Below are 16,493 nucleotides of genomic sequence, written 5' to 3'. Positions count from 1 at the left end.
TATAAAACCTCAATATTAAAGCGAAATAGGATAACGAGTGGGCAACACGGGGTTATAAATTTTGTAAACTTTTCGGCTTGATATCCTTCCAGTTTTCCTCAATGTACTCAATGCACGCTTTGCGGCTGGCGGGCCCGCAGACCACGTCCCAACCCTCGGGGACAACCATAAATTCCGGCCATAAAGAGTGCTGATTCTCTGCGTTTACTAATACTAAAAAAGTAATGTTTTCATTTTCGAATGGATTGCTCATTTACTTGCCCCTGTAATAATAAAAACGAGGGTAATATTTATAGAATAAAAATCTGGAAGGCAATCTGTAATAGGAGGCTGTAAAAGAGATAACTTCTTGTTGTGATCTATCTCACGTTTTATTGCTAATTAATAATAGCGTGAATAAATAAGAATTTTATCGAGCGGCTAAGCTTTAAATAGTATAGATAAAAGAAATGGCAATTTTATTTTTTGAATAATATTAATTTTTAAAATATGCTCTCAGGTATTAATTAATATGAAGCGCGGTGTGTGGTTAATAATCGAACGAAGTTCGATGGAGAGTTCATACGCCAGAAAGCAAAAAACCAGCCCGTAGGCTGGTTTATTTAAATTAGTGGTGCCCGGATCCGGACTAACGCCGCAGGCGTTGAACAGCGCGCTTGTCGCGCTGGCCCCGAAGGGGTGAGCCGTTTACGGCGAATAATCGAACGAAGTTCGATGGAGAGTCCATACCCCAGAAAGCAAAAAACCAGCCCGTAGGCTGGTTTCTTTAAATTAGTGGTGCCCGGACTCGGGAACATTCAGTTATCTATTGAATTGTTTTTAATAGTAGTTTTTTTCACCAGCTGTTGTCAAGACCCATTATTTGACCCGCTTTTTATACTGTAAATCATAAAGCTACACTGCATACCTTCTGAACTTCATCCGGATTCGATTCCCCTATGTGATAGCTGGAATCGCACAAGTTGCATCATTTAATGATCATAATGGTACTGCTTTGGTATATACTAAGTATATCTTCAATAGGAGGTCATATGGCGATAAAAGCAGTTTTCACAATGAAGCTGGAACCTGAACTACGGGACATGTTCATGGCTGAGGCTGCGGCTGAGGATCGACCTGCAGCGCAGGTCATTCGTGAACTGATGCGAGGTTACATTGAGCAACGTAAAAAGAGTCGTGAACATGATGCTTATCTTGAGCGTAAAGTTGAAATAGCCCGTCAGTCTGCGCGGGCTGGTCATGGTCGCTCAAACGATGACGTTGAAGCGGAGTTTGCACTGCGCCGTGCTCAGATTGCTAAAGGTAATGCTGGATCGTGATTGTTATATGGACATCTGAAGCTGAGCGGGATCGTCTCGATATCTGGGAGTACATTCTAGCGGATAACCCCGTTGCTGCGGTTGAGATGGACATGCGTTTTAGCGATGCAGCCAGCAATTTGGCAACGCAACCGGAAATGGGGGCTCTTGGTCAGATTGTGGGCACTCGCGAACTATATCCACATCATCATTATCGTTTGGTATATGAAACTGATGAAGACGAGGGTGTAGTATGGATTTTGGCACTGGTTAGTACTTTTCGTGAGTGGCCCCCGCTTTAAACGATGATTCTATGTCCTATTTTTTCCTTTTACCTTGGGGGGAATCGGAGCGGATTATCGAAAATACTGAATCCACAACTATTAATATCAATATTAATCAAGGTGTTATGGCGGGGTGGTAATGTATGGCATTGATTGAATTAATGATTAACATTTACTCAATATTTAATATATACTGCGTGAAAATAGAAAAATACTGATGAAGGTATGACGATGAGCAAAGATGTTGGATCAAAATCAGTGAGAGGTATATTATTAGAGGGAGCTATTCCGGTGGTTAAGGTTTTTCTCCAACTCTGTCTCTTTTCATTACTGCTTGGTCTTTTTGCTTTTATATTTTTTTGGTTATTCAGCAATCCTGTCAAAGATTTTATTAATACATTTCACTGGTATGTGTCCGGTGACTCTATTTCCGGAATGAATGTTTCGGAAAAGAAAATGCTAGCTCATTTAATGAGTAAAAACTTTATTTTAAGTACAAACGATCTGTTATCTCAAACGGGTAGTTTTTATTCATATACAATCACTATATTGATTTTTTTCTGTACGTTTTCTGCCTTTTTTGCAGTATTAGTCATAAAGATAAATGCTGATGATAAATTTGATTTTACTATAAGCGCGAAGGTTAAATATTTTTTCTCTAATGATAAGGGATTTGATACAGAACTCAAAAATAAAGTTTCTGATGTGTTTACGGAGGAGTTTGAACGTCTTACTGACGAAAATACAGATGGCAGTGATGAAGTTCTCCGTCTGAGAAGTGAAGTGGATATTTTGAAAAAAGAATTGATGGGATTAAAAAATAAATTATTACCAGTAGATGAATCCCTGGATCAAAATCTATATTTTCAGAACATGCTAGATAGCATGAAGGGCAAAGGTCAGCCTGAAAATAGTAATAATGAGGATGATAAACATGGCAATCCTTAAACGGAAAATTAAAAATATTAATGATAATTTGCCTGTTGATATGTTGAATTTGAACAACCCGCAAAGTGTTCTGGATTACGCCGTTAATATTTTGAAAGTTAAGCTTATTCCTTTTGACATTGATGATTTTATTATTAAAATTGGAATAGACCTGAAACGAGTCATAATGGATGATGGACTTTCTGGAATGTTGCAAAAAAATAATGAAGGGCGTTGGATGATCACGGTTAACTCATTACATCATCCGAAACGTCAAAGGTTTACTTTAGCTCATGAGTTGGGCCATTATTTTTTACACAGAAATAGAGCCATATCATTTGTTGATGAGGCCTTGTACCGCAGCACACATATGGATTCAATGGAATATGAGGCTAACAATTTTGCTGGCGCTTTATTAATGCCAAGAAAGCAACTGGTCGATTTTATGAATACTAAAGGGTCTGATGCAGAGTTAATTTCAGAGTATTTCGACGTTTCTGTTCTTGCTGCAAAAATAAGAGTAGAAACTCTACAGAGGAATATGTATGAGTATTAAGTATTACCCTATAATTAAAACTACAATAGCTGAAATGCGAGCATTGAAAAATATTAATGCAGCTACGTGGACAAGATTAACACCTGTACTGGAACTAACGAAATCTCGAAAAGGGAAAAACAACCCAGATTCAAGTGTCTATAAAAAAGTTGATGAAATATGTCAGGTGGTGAAATCGGAAAGAATAATACTGGATATAACAACTATAGAGTCTCTTTTAAATTCAGACATTGAGAGTTTTTTAGATGACCAGAATGGTTTTGAAAACTGGTGTAATTTTATTGGGTATGTTAAAATTAAGATACCTGGTGTTATTCCAGTAGTATTGGCTTATCCTGATTCTCAATTAAATGATCTTTTTTTACAGGTAGAGAATTTAAGCAAACATACACAGCATGTTGCTATTCGTTTGCCAATTTTTGAGGATGGGCTAGGGAGCCTTTTTGCGAACTTAATTCAGTTAATCCAGCACAGGTCTTATCTGATACATAGCATCATTTTTGATGCATCTTATGTTTACGAAAGAATTGGAGCAGAACCATTTAAATACATAATCGATTTCATCTCTTACTTTTATAGCCAAGTTAATGGATTCTATTCTGGTAATTATATTTTTTGCTCTGAACATTACCCTGCGAATATCACAGATTATTTGAAAAAAAATCAAGATCAATATAACAATGTGATATATTATGGTAATGTTGACTTACACCGGAATGTTAGTATGGCATTAGTCAATTCCAATATTCCTGATATACTTTTATATGGTGACTATGCTTGTATTCACCCTTTCCGGAATGATGTTAAATCTTATAACTGGATCCCAAGAATTGACTACCCAACAGAATCCTCAATCTTTTTTTCAAAAGTTCGTCGAGATGTTGGTGGGTATGGACAGTGTGCTAGTAATATTATTAGGTTGCCTGAGTTTCAAAAGGATAATCTAAATTGCTGGGGGATGGATGAAATTAAACAGGCTGCATTAATTAAACCTGGTGGTTTGAATCCTTCATATTGGATATCGGTAAGATCAAATATTCATATGTCCAGGATGGCAATGAAATTTATATAGAACCGAGATTCATTGATTTTAAGCTAAGGAGAGTTATGTCCTCTCTGGTAATGACATCTCCTTTTTCAGATATAAAAGTATCATATATTCTAGAGACTTTTTCATATATTGCTTTGCGATGGATAGCATATATTTCATTTTTCTTGTATGTACTTATTATACCCATGATGAGGTCTGCTTTACTGGATGACTTCATGTTAGTAATTTTCTCTAAAGATGTTTTTTCGCACATATCGAGAACTGCAATGATATTTAGATCCTTTCTCGTTTTTGCTTTTCTTTTTATTGTTAAATTTTCTTTTGTAATGTAGATGATCCCAAAATTACCTTTTATCTTGCTAATTTCATTGTAATGACGGACGCCGCAAGCGACATATACTTTGTTGAAACAAGTATAATATGATTTTAACTGTTCATCTAATCTATATAAATTATCAATGTCACTTTTTATTTCTACGCCAATAATCTCCTCATCGGAAGCAATCAAAAGATCGCAGCGGCGTCTATTAAAATCAAAAGGGAACTCAAAATTCAAAGCGACAGAGTCTTTTGCCATAAAGAATTTTGTAAGCGGGATTTTAAAATCTATTTCATTCATCTGCGTCACCTCTTTATTGATACTTTACCATTTTTGAATAAAAAGGTAAATACTTTCGGAGTACTTGCCTATATTGACAAGGGCTATTTTCTTGTGATGGAATATTTAAATCTGCAAGGTTCTATGAAAATAAAAATGTGACATAAAGATAATTGATTATAAGTATGGAGCGTGATGATGTGAATATATTTCACCTAAGCACTTGTAGAAGTGCTTACCGTGAATGTCAGTTTTTATTTCCCCCGTGTTTTACTTTCGTATCAGCTTACGGTTAATCGTTCCCCGTCACAATCTCTCCTGCAAGGGTATATAAAAGCGGAAAGGAGGTTCAGCACTCCCCTGGCTTAAAAAGAGCCGCCCGTCTGCAAATTCTCCAGTTTGAGAAAACCTTTCTTCCCAACATATCCGACAATCCCTGAGACAAAACCGTGGGGGGCCGAATGACTGAGCTTTTAATCTTTTTGGCAGCAGTGATAATTGAAGACTGAGTAAGGTCAGTGGTCATCAGTATGTCTCTTATGCAAGCGGCCTGATAAAAAGGATATGAGAAAATAAGAAGGACAATGTCCCCCCAGCAGGCGATGTGTGATAGTAAACTTTTTCTTTTTACCCTCCAAATTGTTAACCGATTCGGATGACGATTTTCCCGAATGGTCCTCTCTCAAGGTGGGTAAAAGATGCTCCTGTGCCAGAGACATCGTATATTTTATCAGTCACCGGTTTAATCTGATGGCGGTCAACAGGCTGACATAAATCTTCAAGAGCCCGTCGGTGGCCCACGGTAATCCCCTGAATAACTGCTCTTTTCAGCATCAGGGGGACGGCAGGAAGCACCATTTCACTGCCTTTAAGGAAACCAATCTGAGCAATTCTGCCTCCCGGCGCAAGGGCATCTGCAGACTTGCGCAGGTTATCTCCGCCGATAAGTTCCAGAATATGGTCAAATCCATGCCCCCGGACAACTTAGCAGCCTGTAATGACCATTCCGGTGTCAGGCTGGTTTTGATTAAACTGGATGCCCAAGCGCCTTTGCACGCTGCAGTTTTTCTTCACTACAAGAGATAACTGTTCATCTTCACCAGAATACGCGATAGACAAATATCGACCAGCGACCAGTTTTAGACACGTCGTTAAGGTGTCGAAAAGTAGTGACACCTTGTAAAATGGCAGATACTCCACGAGGTGGCCGGCACGTGATGTGGCTTCCCTAATAAAAAAAGAACGAGGCCCTCAATGCACATTTCTAAGCTCAGCTTGGTCAACTACAGGAATTTTGCAAATACTAGACTGCTTTTTAAAAAAGGCATCAACACCATCATTGGCGAAAACGGATCGGGTAAAACCAACCTGTTTAGAGCGATTCGACTGTTGCTTGATGACAACATGATCCGCTCAGCCTATCGGTTAGATTTGACTGACTTTCATCGAGGATTGGGAAGGTGGCAAGGGCACTGGATCATCATCAGCCTAGAGTTCGAAGATATCTCTGCGGATGAGGCCGTCCAAGCTTTGTTCCGGCATGGAACGGGAGGCATCGAAGATGAGGAGATCGGCAAGGCCACCTATAACCTCATCTTCCGCCCCAAGAAAGAAATCAGGATTCGCCTTTCTCAGTTACACGATGGAGATCATGCTGGCCTGGCTGCAATTCTTGATCAGGTCACCCTGAACGACTACGAAACTATTTTCACCGGCCGTAGCGAATCTGACTTCAATGATGAAACCTTTTATAAAGAAGTGGTCGGTGACTTCGAAAACGCCAAGTTCAGCGAAGAAATAGAGTTTCCCGCAATCGGTGCCAAGATTCCAAGCGTGTTGTCGGTTTCCAAGGAAATTTCCTTTACCTTCGTTCAGGCGTTGCGAGATGTTGTATCTGAGTTCCACAACAATAGAACCAATCCGCTACTGTCTCTTTTGAAAGGTAAGAGCGGTGATATCGACTCTGTGGCATTCCAAGCGATTACTGATGGAGTGAAAGCACTCAATGGCTCTATTGAGGCATTACCCGATGTCCAAATAGTTCGAACTGACATACGAGACACAATCAAGGACGCAGCGGGCGAGGCTTACTCACCTTCATCGCTTTCGATTAAATCCGATTTGCCCGACGAAGCCGACAAGCTCTTCCAGTCGCTCAAGTTGTTCGTCGGTGAGTCGGGAGAGGGACACGAAGGGCCTATCCACGAATTGAGCCTAGGCGGTGCAAACCTGATCTTCCTCACATTAAAGCTGCTGGAATTCAAGTATCAGAAGGCTAGGCAATCGATCGCCAATTTCTTGCTAATTGAGGAGCCAGAGGCCCATATTCATACACATATCCAAAAGACGCTCTTCGATAAGCTTCAATACGAAGACACCCAAATCATTTACTCGACCCATTCGACGCATATCTCAGAAGTCAGCAATATTCAGAACGTAAATATTCTTGGCAGAGAAAATTATCGATGCGAGGCTTACCAACCCGCCACCGGGTTGGCCCCTGAGGAAGTCGGTAACGTCCAACGTTATCTGGATGCGGTACGCAGTAACCTGCTGTTCGCCAAAAGCGTTGTTCTTGTAGAGGGTGATGCCGAAGAAATTCTGATCCCGATTTTGATCAAGAAGGTGCTAGGTGTCAGCCTTGACGAACTTGGCATTAGTTTGATCAACATCCGAAGCACCGGCTTCCAGAACGTCGCGGTTTTGTTCCACGACGATCGAATCCGAAAGCGGTGCAGCATTGTCACCGATCTCGACAAGTCCATCATCGACACAGCGCACGTCGCCGGGGACGCTGAACAGGTGCTACGGCGCAAGAGAAAATACCAGGCATCCCAAGAGAAAGGCGTCGCCAGAAAGGCACTTCTAGAAGCGTCGTTTCAAGATAATCCATGGGTCTCGCCTTTTTTTGCTCCCCACACCTTCGAGGTGGATTTTGTCACGGCTGGGAATGCTCGCAAGGTCGTGGGTATTCTGCCTGATATTTACACGGATGCCCCAACTATTGCGACAGCCAAAGCAGATCTTGAATCTGCCGACATTGCGCGATACGGTCAAAGAGTGCTGACCATGGCTGACAACTACGGCAAGGGGTGGTTCGCCATCTTGTTAGGAAAAAAGGTCGATCCGGAGACAGCCATCCCACAGTACATTTTGGACGCCATCGCTTTTGCACATCCGATTGTAGCAACGGAGGTCTGGTTCAACGTACTAAGCTACCGTGTGAATTACATCGACAAAAATGATCTGGTTACAGCATCGGCGGTTTTCATCGAGTTCAGGGAAAAACTTCTGGCTTTTAGAAGCGGAGAAATCGATTTCGTCGGCATCCGGAACGAGATGCTGGCCACCTTCCCCGATGATCGTATCAACGACGTCCTTAAGGTCTTCTAGCCATGTTTATGTGGGAAAATAGCGATCTAAATACGGAACAGGAAGCTGCTATCTTGGAAACTGGGAGCGTATTTCTCATTGCTTGTCCCGGTAGCGGGAAGACACGAACGCTGACCTATAAGATTGCATACGAGCTGTCCAGGCTAGAGTCCAACAAGCAGTTCGTTGTTGCGATCACCTATACGCATCGTGCTGCCGACGAAATTCACGAGCGCATTGAGAGCCTTGGGGTGGACACATCCCGCCTTTGGATAGGAACGATCCATTCGTTTTGTCTGGAATGGATATTGAAGCCATACGGGATTTATCACGAAGTATTGGATCGAGGTTTCCGGGTAATCGACCAGCATGAGCGTGAAAAGATTCTTGAAACCTTATGTAAGCCTTACCAGAAGCCAAAAATAACATTCTGGGATTGCGAGTTCTATTTCACAGAAACCGGCTATGTACTTTCCTGCCCCCAGGTATGGAAGCACGACGGCTTGCATGAAATATTGGGTAGATACTTCGATATCCTCCGGGAAAGTCGACAAATAGACTTCGAACTCATCTTATTTTACGCCTACCAACTGATCGCTCGTCACCCTGCGATCAGTACCCTCCTGGCGCAGTTGTTTTCTTTCGTACTGGTCGATGAGTATCAGGACACTAAGCGAATTCAATATTCGATCATTACTGCGATCTTGAAAGCCGGGCAAGGAGCGACAAAGACTTTCATTGTCGGTGATCCCAATCAGGCGATTTATCAGTCGCTCGGTGGCTTTCCGATTGCGTATGAAGATTTCAAGGCAATGGCAGGCATCGACATTAAGGAACGCAAACTGTCAAAAAATTACCGTTCTTCGGAGCGCATCATTGATTACTTCGGAAATTTCAATGTCCATGCAACCCTTATTGAAGCGGCCTCCGATGCAAGGGCTTACCAGAGTATTATTTCTTTCAACGACACAGTAAGAAAGATCGACTTGGAAGCCGAGCTGATCCGGCTAATCCGGTTCAACATCGAGTCGATGGGCATTGCTCCCCGAGAGGTGTGTGTGTTGGCACCACAGTGGACGCATCTTGCAAGCATGACACGCCGCTTGGTAGCGAGTATGCCCGAGTATCCATTTGATGGCCCCGGCATGGTCCCCTTTGCGCGCGACCCAGAGAATTTTTGGTATAGGCTTTCGAAGATTGCACTGACCCAGGCGTTGCCTGGAATGTATGTGCGCAGACTCCGTTGGGCGGGCGATATCCTGAATGACCTGGAGGCGTCTGGGGCGAGCGTATCTAAGCTCACGCGGAAGTCCCTTTTAAGAGAATGCAATGCGATCAAGTTAGATGAAGCGGATGGACTAACTTATCTCCGCTCATTCTTTGACGCCTTGTTTGTCAACTTGGAGATCGACTTTCGTCTTTTCTCGCTCCTTCAAGAACATCACACAGCATTTTTTGACAGCTCACAAGCGAGAATTGAACGGTTGAAGAGTGAGGGTAGCGAGTTTATCGGAGACATCGAGACATTCAGAAAGGTATTTCAGAGCCGGACCGGAATAACTATTTCGACGATCCATGGAGTGAAAGGGAGCGAGTTTGATGCAGTAATTGCCTACGCCTTATTGGAAGATATGGTGCCGCACTTTAATGATCCAAACGGACAAGAGAGCGCAATGAAGTTGCTCTATGTCATCGGATCGCGTGCGAGAAAGAATTTGCACTTGATTTCCGAACGCGGTCGCATTCGCCAATATTCTGGTGAGGAGTATCAAGTCACCCGCAAGCTTGCTGCATGCACCTTTGGCTATGACCACATTCCATAGAAATTGTACGAGCACCGTTGAAGCTCGAGTGAATGCTTCGTGAGGGACGTTTCCAGTTCGACGACAGTAGCCTAAAAGTCGAGGTCAATTTTTTGTTTGGTTCGCCTCGTTTGGCTCAATCTGGAAGTGCGCTCGCGCGGCGGCCTGCTACAACCTTTGGCTATGCCCCCCAAGATTAGATATAACCTTCTGTTAGTAATGTCGGTAGCTGATCCTGACCCCGAATATGCTCCAGTCATAATCAGGAATAACCGGCTTCATATTGGTTGCGTATTCTGGCAACCGGCAGACTTCTCAGCAAATTCGGATGGCGTCATCCAGCCCAGTGCAGAGTGGGGACGCTTCTGGTTATAGTGTATGCGCCAGGCCTCGATTTTGCACCGTGCATCCTCCAGAGACATGAACCAGTTCTCGTTCAGACATTCCTGTCGCAGTCGGCCGTTGAACGACTCAACCGTGGCATTGTCCGTCGGTGTTCCCGGGCGTGAGAAGTCTATATGGATCCCCCGTTCATACACCCATTTGTCCAGCATTTTCCCTGCAAATTCAGAGCCGTTATCGGTTTTCAGCAATTGTGGTAAGGGCCGTCTGAGCGCAATAGTGTTCAGCATCTCTGCGACCTCCGTGGAGCGCAGATTCTGGCCCACGCAGATCCCCAGGCATTCGCGCGTGTACAGATCAATGACCGTCAGCAGGCGCAATCGCCTTCCGTCAAACAGCGCATCGGAGACAAAGTCCATACCCCAGACATGATTCGGATACATCCCCTGAGGCTGGGGCTGTCGCCGCTGGGCCGATTTATTCCGACGCGGACGTTTGAGACGCAGGGACAACCCCTGCTCGCTGTAGAGCCGGTAAATGCGTTTATGATTATCCCGCCAGCCCTCCCGCCTGAGCATGACGTGAACCCTTCGGTAACCATAGTGAACCCGGGTTTCGGTGATCTCCCTGATACGAAGGCGTAGCGCGCTGTCGTCTGCCGCCACAGAACGATACCTGAACGAACTCCGGCTGACCCGCAGAGCAAAGCAGATTTGCCTTTCGCTGGCCCCGTAACGTGCCTGCAGGTCCCGGACCCATTCGCGCAGGCGTGCCAGCGTCAGCTCTTTTTTGCCAGCACGTCCTGCAGCATGGCCTTGTCGAGGCTCAGATCGGCCACCAGTTTCTTCAGCCGCAGGTTTTCCTCTTCCAGCTGGCGCATGTGCTTCAGTTCTGAGGGCGAAATGCCACCGTATTTCTTGCGCCACGTATAGAACGTGGCATCCGAAATGCCCAGCTTGCGACAGACGTCCGGTACGGACGTACCCAGTTCGGCCTGATTCAGGGCAAAGACAATCTGCTCTTCGGTGAATCGTGATTTTTTCATCGGCACCACCTCCGTTCAGGGAGTGTAGATCATGCCGGAATTCTGTTTCTGAATGGAGCAGGATTTCGGGTCAGGGTCATAGCTGACAAATTTCCGTCTGCTCCCCTTCACAATCCATATCGCGCGTCACAAGAATGACAGCCGGAAAACCTGCGGCTTACAAAAATCTCATCCTAGTTTACATTTAATTTACATTTTATACATACACTTAATCATTTTGACAATTTCGTTATGTACTGCTACCAGATGGATTGATTGAGAGAAAAGACAGTGAAAATAAAAATTTGCAAGATGAAAAAAATCCTCAGACTAACATTAAAGAATTTCCCTCTTAGAAATAATATTTTTTATGCAACTTTAATCGTTTATTATTTTTTCGCATAGATAATTCCTTTTTTTAATTAATATTTATTTACAACTTGGTATTTGAAAAAAATGTTGATAACCATTTTAAATTTAAGTGTTTCCTGACAATCAATTGTGAGTTCAATATGGATGTCTTTAGTTATTCATCGGTATCTTTAAATGAAAGTGAAAAAGATGAACTGTCGTTGGTGGTGAGAGACATTCATAATGAATGTCCCGGTCAAATTCAGAGTCGTTATCTTTCCAGAATTAAGGAGATAAAAGATAAAATTACTGGCAGCAGAATAGCGAAAGCCTTCGATTTTCATGAGCCCTTGCTTATCCGCAATCTGCCTAAATTTGATAACATCGAGTTAAGCAAAATTCTCCTGCTGACATTGGGTGAGTCAATCGGCAGATGTGTTGCATACTCTGATTATAATCAAAGTTACGTAACGGACATTCGTCCTACCCTGACCTCCAGAGAGCTCAGCAGCAGTTCTGAATTGCTCTCGATGCATAACGATTTATGCTTTGCATCAGACTGGTGCAGACCCGAGTATCTGGTATTGGTACCTCATATAGCGAATGGCGACATACCTAAAACCCTTCTGGCCACTTCTGCACAGTTGGTGGAATATTTTACAAAAGAAGAATTATCTATTCTACAAAGTGAAATATTTGAAATGCGTGCTGGTGGTAAATTATTGTGGCCCAATGAAGAAATAAGGAAAATGAAGGTCATAGAAATGGAATTAAATGGAAGAATAAAAATAAAACTTAACTTCTCTAACATAAAACCAGCACCAGTCCTCAGTGAATCCTTGTACAAACAGGCTGAAAAACTGCTGGAGAAACTGGCTGCACTGGCGCTTCGTGCAGGACGCGAAAATGGACACAGTATTCAAAAAGGAGAAGCATTAATCATTCCTAATAACTATGCTGTTCATGGTCGTGATGTTTTCACATCAGACAATGTTCAGCGTCTTTTATTACGTTCCTATGTCGTGTCACAGAATGTCGTTGATTCATTTTCTGGCAACACCATGATATCCATTCGAAACTAAGACAATATTATATACAGGTCTGTATGATGGAAAACGTAATTATTATTGGTGGCGGCCATGTGGGTTCCACACTTGCCGTAGATATGTTCCTGAGAAGAAATGAAACAAACCTTGACCCCCATCTGGTATTGATACACTACGGAAATCACCTGTTTCTGAAAAACTCAGGAAAAAGAACATTCAGATGTGAGAACATCATGACAGGGGAAGTTAATGAAACAATATTTCCTTCTCAGAATGTCCATGCGATAAACCACGACATCAGATATCTGATGCAAAGTGCCGTTGCAGTTATTGTTACGGTACCGGATATTCCATTATTACGTAAGGTGCTGATTGAATATCTGGAGGCTTGTCCAATAAATCCGCGGGCGATTATAACGTTTGTTCGCGCAGGTCAGGGCGGACAACTTTGCCTCATGGATAAATGGCGTAAAAGCTCGCGGTTGAATAAATTGCATTTACTGATGGTAGAAGACAGTTTCTACGGTACCAGGTGCATTGATAATATCATCGAGTTCAAAAGGAAAAATGTCACTCGAGTCGCTACACTTAGTGAAAAACCTGATGAAGCTATGGATTGTGTCAACCAGTTGTTCTCCGGACCATCTGTACCTGATAATCAACATCAGTTTGAACGAGTAAGACCCCTGGATTTGCAGTTTGATCCACTGGGTTACATTATTCATCTTGCTGTTGCTCTGGATAAGACAAATCTCACAAAGACGGCTTCTGGAACTCAATACCTTCATTATAGCGATGGTGTTCATGAGGAAAATGCCAGTCTGATTGATGCACTTGATCATGAGCGAGTTGCGCTCGCTCGTTCTTATGGGGCTGAGACGCGGCTTTTTACCACTATGTTGACTGAACAATATGGGCTTCCTCAGCAACCTACTTTCCTCGAAATGGCAAAGAGCACAAAAAGTATTTATCGTTCATTATCAGAAAAGTCACTCAATTCCCTTAAAACCGGTCGTATGATTCAGGAGGATTATCCTGGGTTATTAACGATGAGTTGGTTTGCTGAAATATCTGGTGAAGACTTTATGAGTACTCGGGATTATGTCAACCAGATTACTCAAATGCTAAAGACACTTAAGGTGAAGACAGATGGCCTTGATTATTATCATAACTATCTGAACTCTCTCAATTTAAATAAATCCGACCTGGTCGGGATCCTTTCGAACTAACATGCATGGAGTTAATTATGAAAAATAACGATTTCACAACAGAGTCATCATTCGGAAACAATACTAGTGTTGATGCTGATTATTATATTCAGCATGGGTTTGCTGATGTTAGAGAGTTAATCTCAAAAGAAATGGTCGAGTATCTTCGTGATATTAATAATCAGACGAAAAGCAATAGTGCCTTCGATTCTTTCAAAAGAAATACATATAATGTCGCGATAGAAGATGAAAAGATCCTGTCATTTATACGCACAGAAAAATTTTCTGAACTTGTTAAAAAACTTGGTTACCAGGACTGTGTGTTTACTGATGGGATAATTTTTGAAACGGACAGCAACTCTGTTGGTTTCGACTGGCATATTGGTGTGACCAGTTTCAAATATATCTACCCGGAAGACAGAGCTTTCTCTATATGGATAGCTCTTGATGATGTTGATCCAGAAAAACAGGATGGAGGGATGAGTCTGCTTTCCACGCAAGCATTCTCTGGTCATGAGTTTTATAAACTACAATCAAAAGTAACTAAATCTCTTACTGAGGGGAAATATATAATCCCTGCAATATTTAAAACCGTTCTTGGACCGAGATTCAGAACTGAGGAACAGAAAAAATTCAAAGAGCTTTATCCATTTATTCAGGAAAAGATCCCACACCTGTTCAGTGAGTCTCTTTATATTTCAGGGTTTGCACGAAACTTATTCGACAGTGAGTCGGTTCGTTACCGCCTTGCTCCCGGGGATGCGATTGCATTCGATAAAGACGTATTCCATAAAAGCAATCGATTTTTGCCGGGGCCTCAGTTATCTCGTCGAGCATTTGTAATGCGATTTATTGATGTAAACTCTCGCTATAATCAGGTGAATTCCGATAAAACAGGGGGCGATGTTTCAGTTCTGGTTAACAAAATGATTGCTGGTAACGGTAATCACTTTGATATACAAAAAGGAACTGTTATCAGAACGACATCAGAGGCAAAGAAATGATTACGTATATCATCAAGAGAACGGGTAATCGGTACGTTGATATCAGTAGTGGTAAGACAATTGATGCTTATTATCCAACCGGAGACATAAATAAACGTTCCTGTCTCGCCGTTAAATACAAAATTATCCATTGCGAATCCTTTGAAATTGAGACAGACCTATCAAAGGATATCATGTCAACAGAAGATGCTTATCTCCGTTTACATCTTCTTTCATCCCGTGAATACAAACCGAATGAAATAAATCTGGAAGGGATTTTTCAGCACCTTCCAAATGTAGCCTGGACGAGTGCAGGCCCGGTATTCCCGGAATATGTACAACGTTTACGTCACCTTATTGCGGATGATTATCATCAACTTACCGTATTCAGCGTTGATAAATTTCCAAGGATGGTTGACTACATTATTCCTTCAGGCGTGCGTATAGCTGATGCTGACCGCGTTCGTCTGGGAGCCTACATTTCTCAGGGAACGACTGTTATGCATGAAGGATTTATCAACTTTAATGCAGGTACATTAGGACAATGCATGGTTGAGGGAAGGATCACCCCGGGGGTAACCGTCGGTGATGGAAGTGATGTCGGGGCAGGTGCATCAATTATGGGAATCCTGTCCGGTGGCGGTAAACAGAAAAACCAGATAGGTAAAGGCTCATTACTGGGGGCTAATGCAGGGATAGGGATCTCTCTGGGAGATTCCTGCATTGTGGAGGCCGGGTTATATGTGACGTCAGGGACGAAAGTGACGCTGCCGGACGGTTCCGTCGATTATGCTCGCAATTTGTCAGGCAAAAACAATCTTCTTTTCCGACGTAACAGCGTGACTGGTAGTGTTGAAGTGCTGACAACTGACAGCAGTGTATGGGGAGGAGTTAATGCCGTTCTTCACCAGAACGACTGATACCCAGAATACTTCCGCAGACCGCGTCGCACTGGTTATCGGTGCGACGGGGGGGGTCGGGCAGAAAAGTGTTGATGACTTGCTTGAGAAAGGATTCCGGGTCATTGTGGTAGGTCGTGATCGTCACAAATTGGGGGCGCTTGCCGCCAGGATGGAGCAGTACGAAAACAAGATTCATACTATCTGTGCTGACATTCAGGTTACTGATGATGTCAGGCATATCCGTGACAGAATAGCGGAGTTTGGCCATTTGGATTTGCTGATACTTGCCGCAGGGATCACCTGTAATAAAACCACAGGGGCAACAGAACAAGAAATACATGATGTGATGAACAGTAATCTCCTTGGGCCTGTTTTTGTCATAAATGACTTGTTGCCATTTCTTTTGAGAGCGGATGCACCGCTGGTGATTTGCCTGTCCTCAAGAGCGGGGAAAATAGGCTTCGCGGATAAAGGCATTTATGGTGCGTCAAAAGCAGGTTTACAGCTCTATATGGCAGCCTTATCGTCTGAACCCGCGCTTAATAAAATTCGTTTTACAGTATTATGTCCGGGATGGATTAACACTTCGATGGCTATTGACGGTGGATGCCAGAGAGCCAGTGATTCTATACTTCAACCTGAGGATATTTCCTCATTGATGATCTGGCTTGTTAACTCTCCTGAAAGAGTCAGAATCAAGGAAATTGTTATCGAAACGTCCCCCGTTGAGCATTAAAACTGGTGATATC

The 16,493-nt window shown here is 42.8% G+C and carries 16 protein-coding genes; 12 read left to right on the top strand and 4 right to left on the bottom strand.

All coding sequences use genetic code 11. From position 1 onward, the window contains the following. Positions 1–52: 52 nt before the first annotated feature. Positions 53–253 carry an MbtH family protein gene (locus IAE50_RS04330; protein ID WP_200134796.1) on the bottom strand — a complete coding sequence of 67 codons (201 nt, stop codon included), beginning with the start codon at positions 251–253 and terminating at the stop codon, positions 53–55. A gap of 778 nt (positions 254–1,031) precedes the next feature. Between IAE50_RS04330 and IAE50_RS04325 the strand changes: the two genes are divergently transcribed. The 5 genes from IAE50_RS04325 (at position 1,032) to IAE50_RS04305 (ending at position 4,137) form a co-directional block, all read left to right on the top strand. After that, on the top strand, positions 1,032–1,319 hold the full coding sequence (locus IAE50_RS04325; RefSeq protein ID WP_200579674.1) for an antitoxin of toxin-antitoxin stability system: 288 nt from the start codon (positions 1,032–1,034) through the stop codon (positions 1,317–1,319). Next, positions 1,316–1,600 (top strand): type II toxin-antitoxin system RelE/ParE family toxin, encoded by a 285-nt coding sequence (locus IAE50_RS04320; protein WP_200579673.1) that lies wholly within the window; start codon positions 1,316–1,318, stop codon positions 1,598–1,600. Before IAE50_RS04325 ends, IAE50_RS04320 begins: the two co-directional genes overlap by 4 nt. A 213-nt stretch (positions 1,601–1,813) precedes the next feature. Continuing rightward, positions 1,814–2,530 (top strand): hypothetical protein, encoded by a 717-nt coding sequence (locus tag IAE50_RS04315; RefSeq protein WP_200579672.1) that lies wholly within the window; start codon positions 1,814–1,816, stop codon positions 2,528–2,530. Beyond that, positions 2,517–3,065, top strand: coding sequence for an ImmA/IrrE family metallo-endopeptidase (locus IAE50_RS04310; RefSeq protein ID WP_200579671.1), 549 nt, complete (start codon positions 2,517–2,519; stop codon positions 3,063–3,065). The genes IAE50_RS04315 and IAE50_RS04310 overlap by 14 nt, the downstream gene beginning before the upstream one ends. Next, positions 3,055–4,137: a hypothetical protein gene (locus tag IAE50_RS04305; RefSeq protein WP_200579670.1), complete on the top strand. Its 1,083-nt coding sequence runs from the start codon at positions 3,055–3,057 to the stop codon at positions 4,135–4,137. Before IAE50_RS04310 ends, IAE50_RS04305 begins: the two co-directional genes overlap by 11 nt. On the opposite strand, the gene IAE50_RS04300 is transcribed toward IAE50_RS04305, so the two are convergent. Together IAE50_RS04300 and IAE50_RS26710 are read right to left on the bottom strand one after the other, a co-directional pair. Then, the gene (locus tag IAE50_RS04300; RefSeq protein ID WP_200579669.1) at positions 4,130–4,735 is read right to left on the bottom strand and encodes a sce7726 family protein; all 606 of its coding nucleotides are present in this window, start codon (positions 4,733–4,735) and stop codon (positions 4,130–4,132) included. The two genes, IAE50_RS04305 and IAE50_RS04300, sit on opposite strands and share 8 nt — an antisense overlap. Positions 4,736–5,356: 621 nt before the next feature. Next, positions 5,357–5,644 (bottom strand): hypothetical protein, encoded by a 288-nt coding sequence (locus IAE50_RS26710; protein WP_375286492.1) that lies wholly within the window; start codon positions 5,642–5,644, stop codon positions 5,357–5,359. Between the two features lie 324 nt (positions 5,645–5,968). Here IAE50_RS26710 and IAE50_RS04290 point away from each other — a divergent pair, with 324 nt between their 5' ends. After that, positions 5,969–8,107: an ATP-dependent endonuclease gene (locus IAE50_RS04290; RefSeq protein WP_200579668.1), complete on the top strand. Its 2,139-nt coding sequence runs from the start codon at positions 5,969–5,971 to the stop codon at positions 8,105–8,107. 2 nt (positions 8,108–8,109) lie between these two features. Further along, on the top strand, positions 8,110–9,909 hold the full coding sequence (locus IAE50_RS04285; protein WP_200579667.1) for a UvrD-helicase domain-containing protein: 1,800 nt from the start codon (positions 8,110–8,112) through the stop codon (positions 9,907–9,909). A gap of 257 nt (positions 9,910–10,166) precedes the next feature. Here the strand turns inward: IAE50_RS04285 and IAE50_RS04280 are convergent. Beyond that, positions 10,167–11,275 (bottom strand): IS3 family transposase gene (locus IAE50_RS04280; RefSeq protein ID WP_375286387.1). Its coding sequence is split into 2 segments (ribosomal slippage): positions 10,167–11,014 and positions 11,014–11,275, totalling 1,110 coding nucleotides; the frame shifts between segments, so codons are not numbered across the junction. Between the two features lie 491 nt (positions 11,276–11,766). On the opposite strand from IAE50_RS04280, the gene IAE50_RS04275 reads away from it, so the two are divergent. From IAE50_RS04275 to IAE50_RS04255, 5 genes are read left to right on the top strand one after another with little or no spacing between them, the layout of a single operon-like run. Beyond that, the gene (locus IAE50_RS04275) at positions 11,767–12,687 is read left to right on the top strand and encodes a hypothetical protein (protein WP_200579666.1); all 921 of its coding nucleotides are present in this window, start codon (positions 11,767–11,769) and stop codon (positions 12,685–12,687) included. Between the two features lie 23 nt (positions 12,688–12,710). Continuing rightward, positions 12,711–13,880: an NAD/NADP octopine/nopaline dehydrogenase family protein gene (locus tag IAE50_RS04270; protein WP_200579665.1), complete on the top strand. Its 1,170-nt coding sequence runs from the start codon at positions 12,711–12,713 to the stop codon at positions 13,878–13,880. Positions 13,881–13,897: 17 nt separating this feature from the next. Further along, positions 13,898–14,863, top strand: coding sequence for a hypothetical protein (locus IAE50_RS04265; protein ID WP_200579664.1), 966 nt, complete (start codon positions 13,898–13,900; stop codon positions 14,861–14,863). After that, positions 14,860–15,762: a DapH/DapD/GlmU-related protein gene (locus IAE50_RS04260; protein WP_200579663.1), complete on the top strand. Its 903-nt coding sequence runs from the start codon at positions 14,860–14,862 to the stop codon at positions 15,760–15,762. The genes IAE50_RS04265 and IAE50_RS04260 overlap by 4 nt, the downstream gene beginning before the upstream one ends. Beyond that, entirely contained in the window at positions 15,737–16,480 is a 744-nt protein-coding gene (locus IAE50_RS04255; protein ID WP_200579662.1) for an SDR family oxidoreductase, read from the top strand. Before IAE50_RS04260 ends, IAE50_RS04255 begins: the two co-directional genes overlap by 26 nt. The last annotated feature ends 13 nt before the right edge of the window (positions 16,481–16,493 follow it).

Origin of the sequence: Kosakonia sp. S42 (genome assembly GCF_016624785.1) — a bacterium.
In the GTDB taxonomy this organism is placed as follows: Bacteria; Pseudomonadota; Gammaproteobacteria; order Enterobacterales; family Enterobacteriaceae; genus Kosakonia; species Kosakonia cowanii.
Note: the sequence above shows the minus strand (reverse complement) of the source record. Positions and strands in the feature narration are given on the sequence as shown.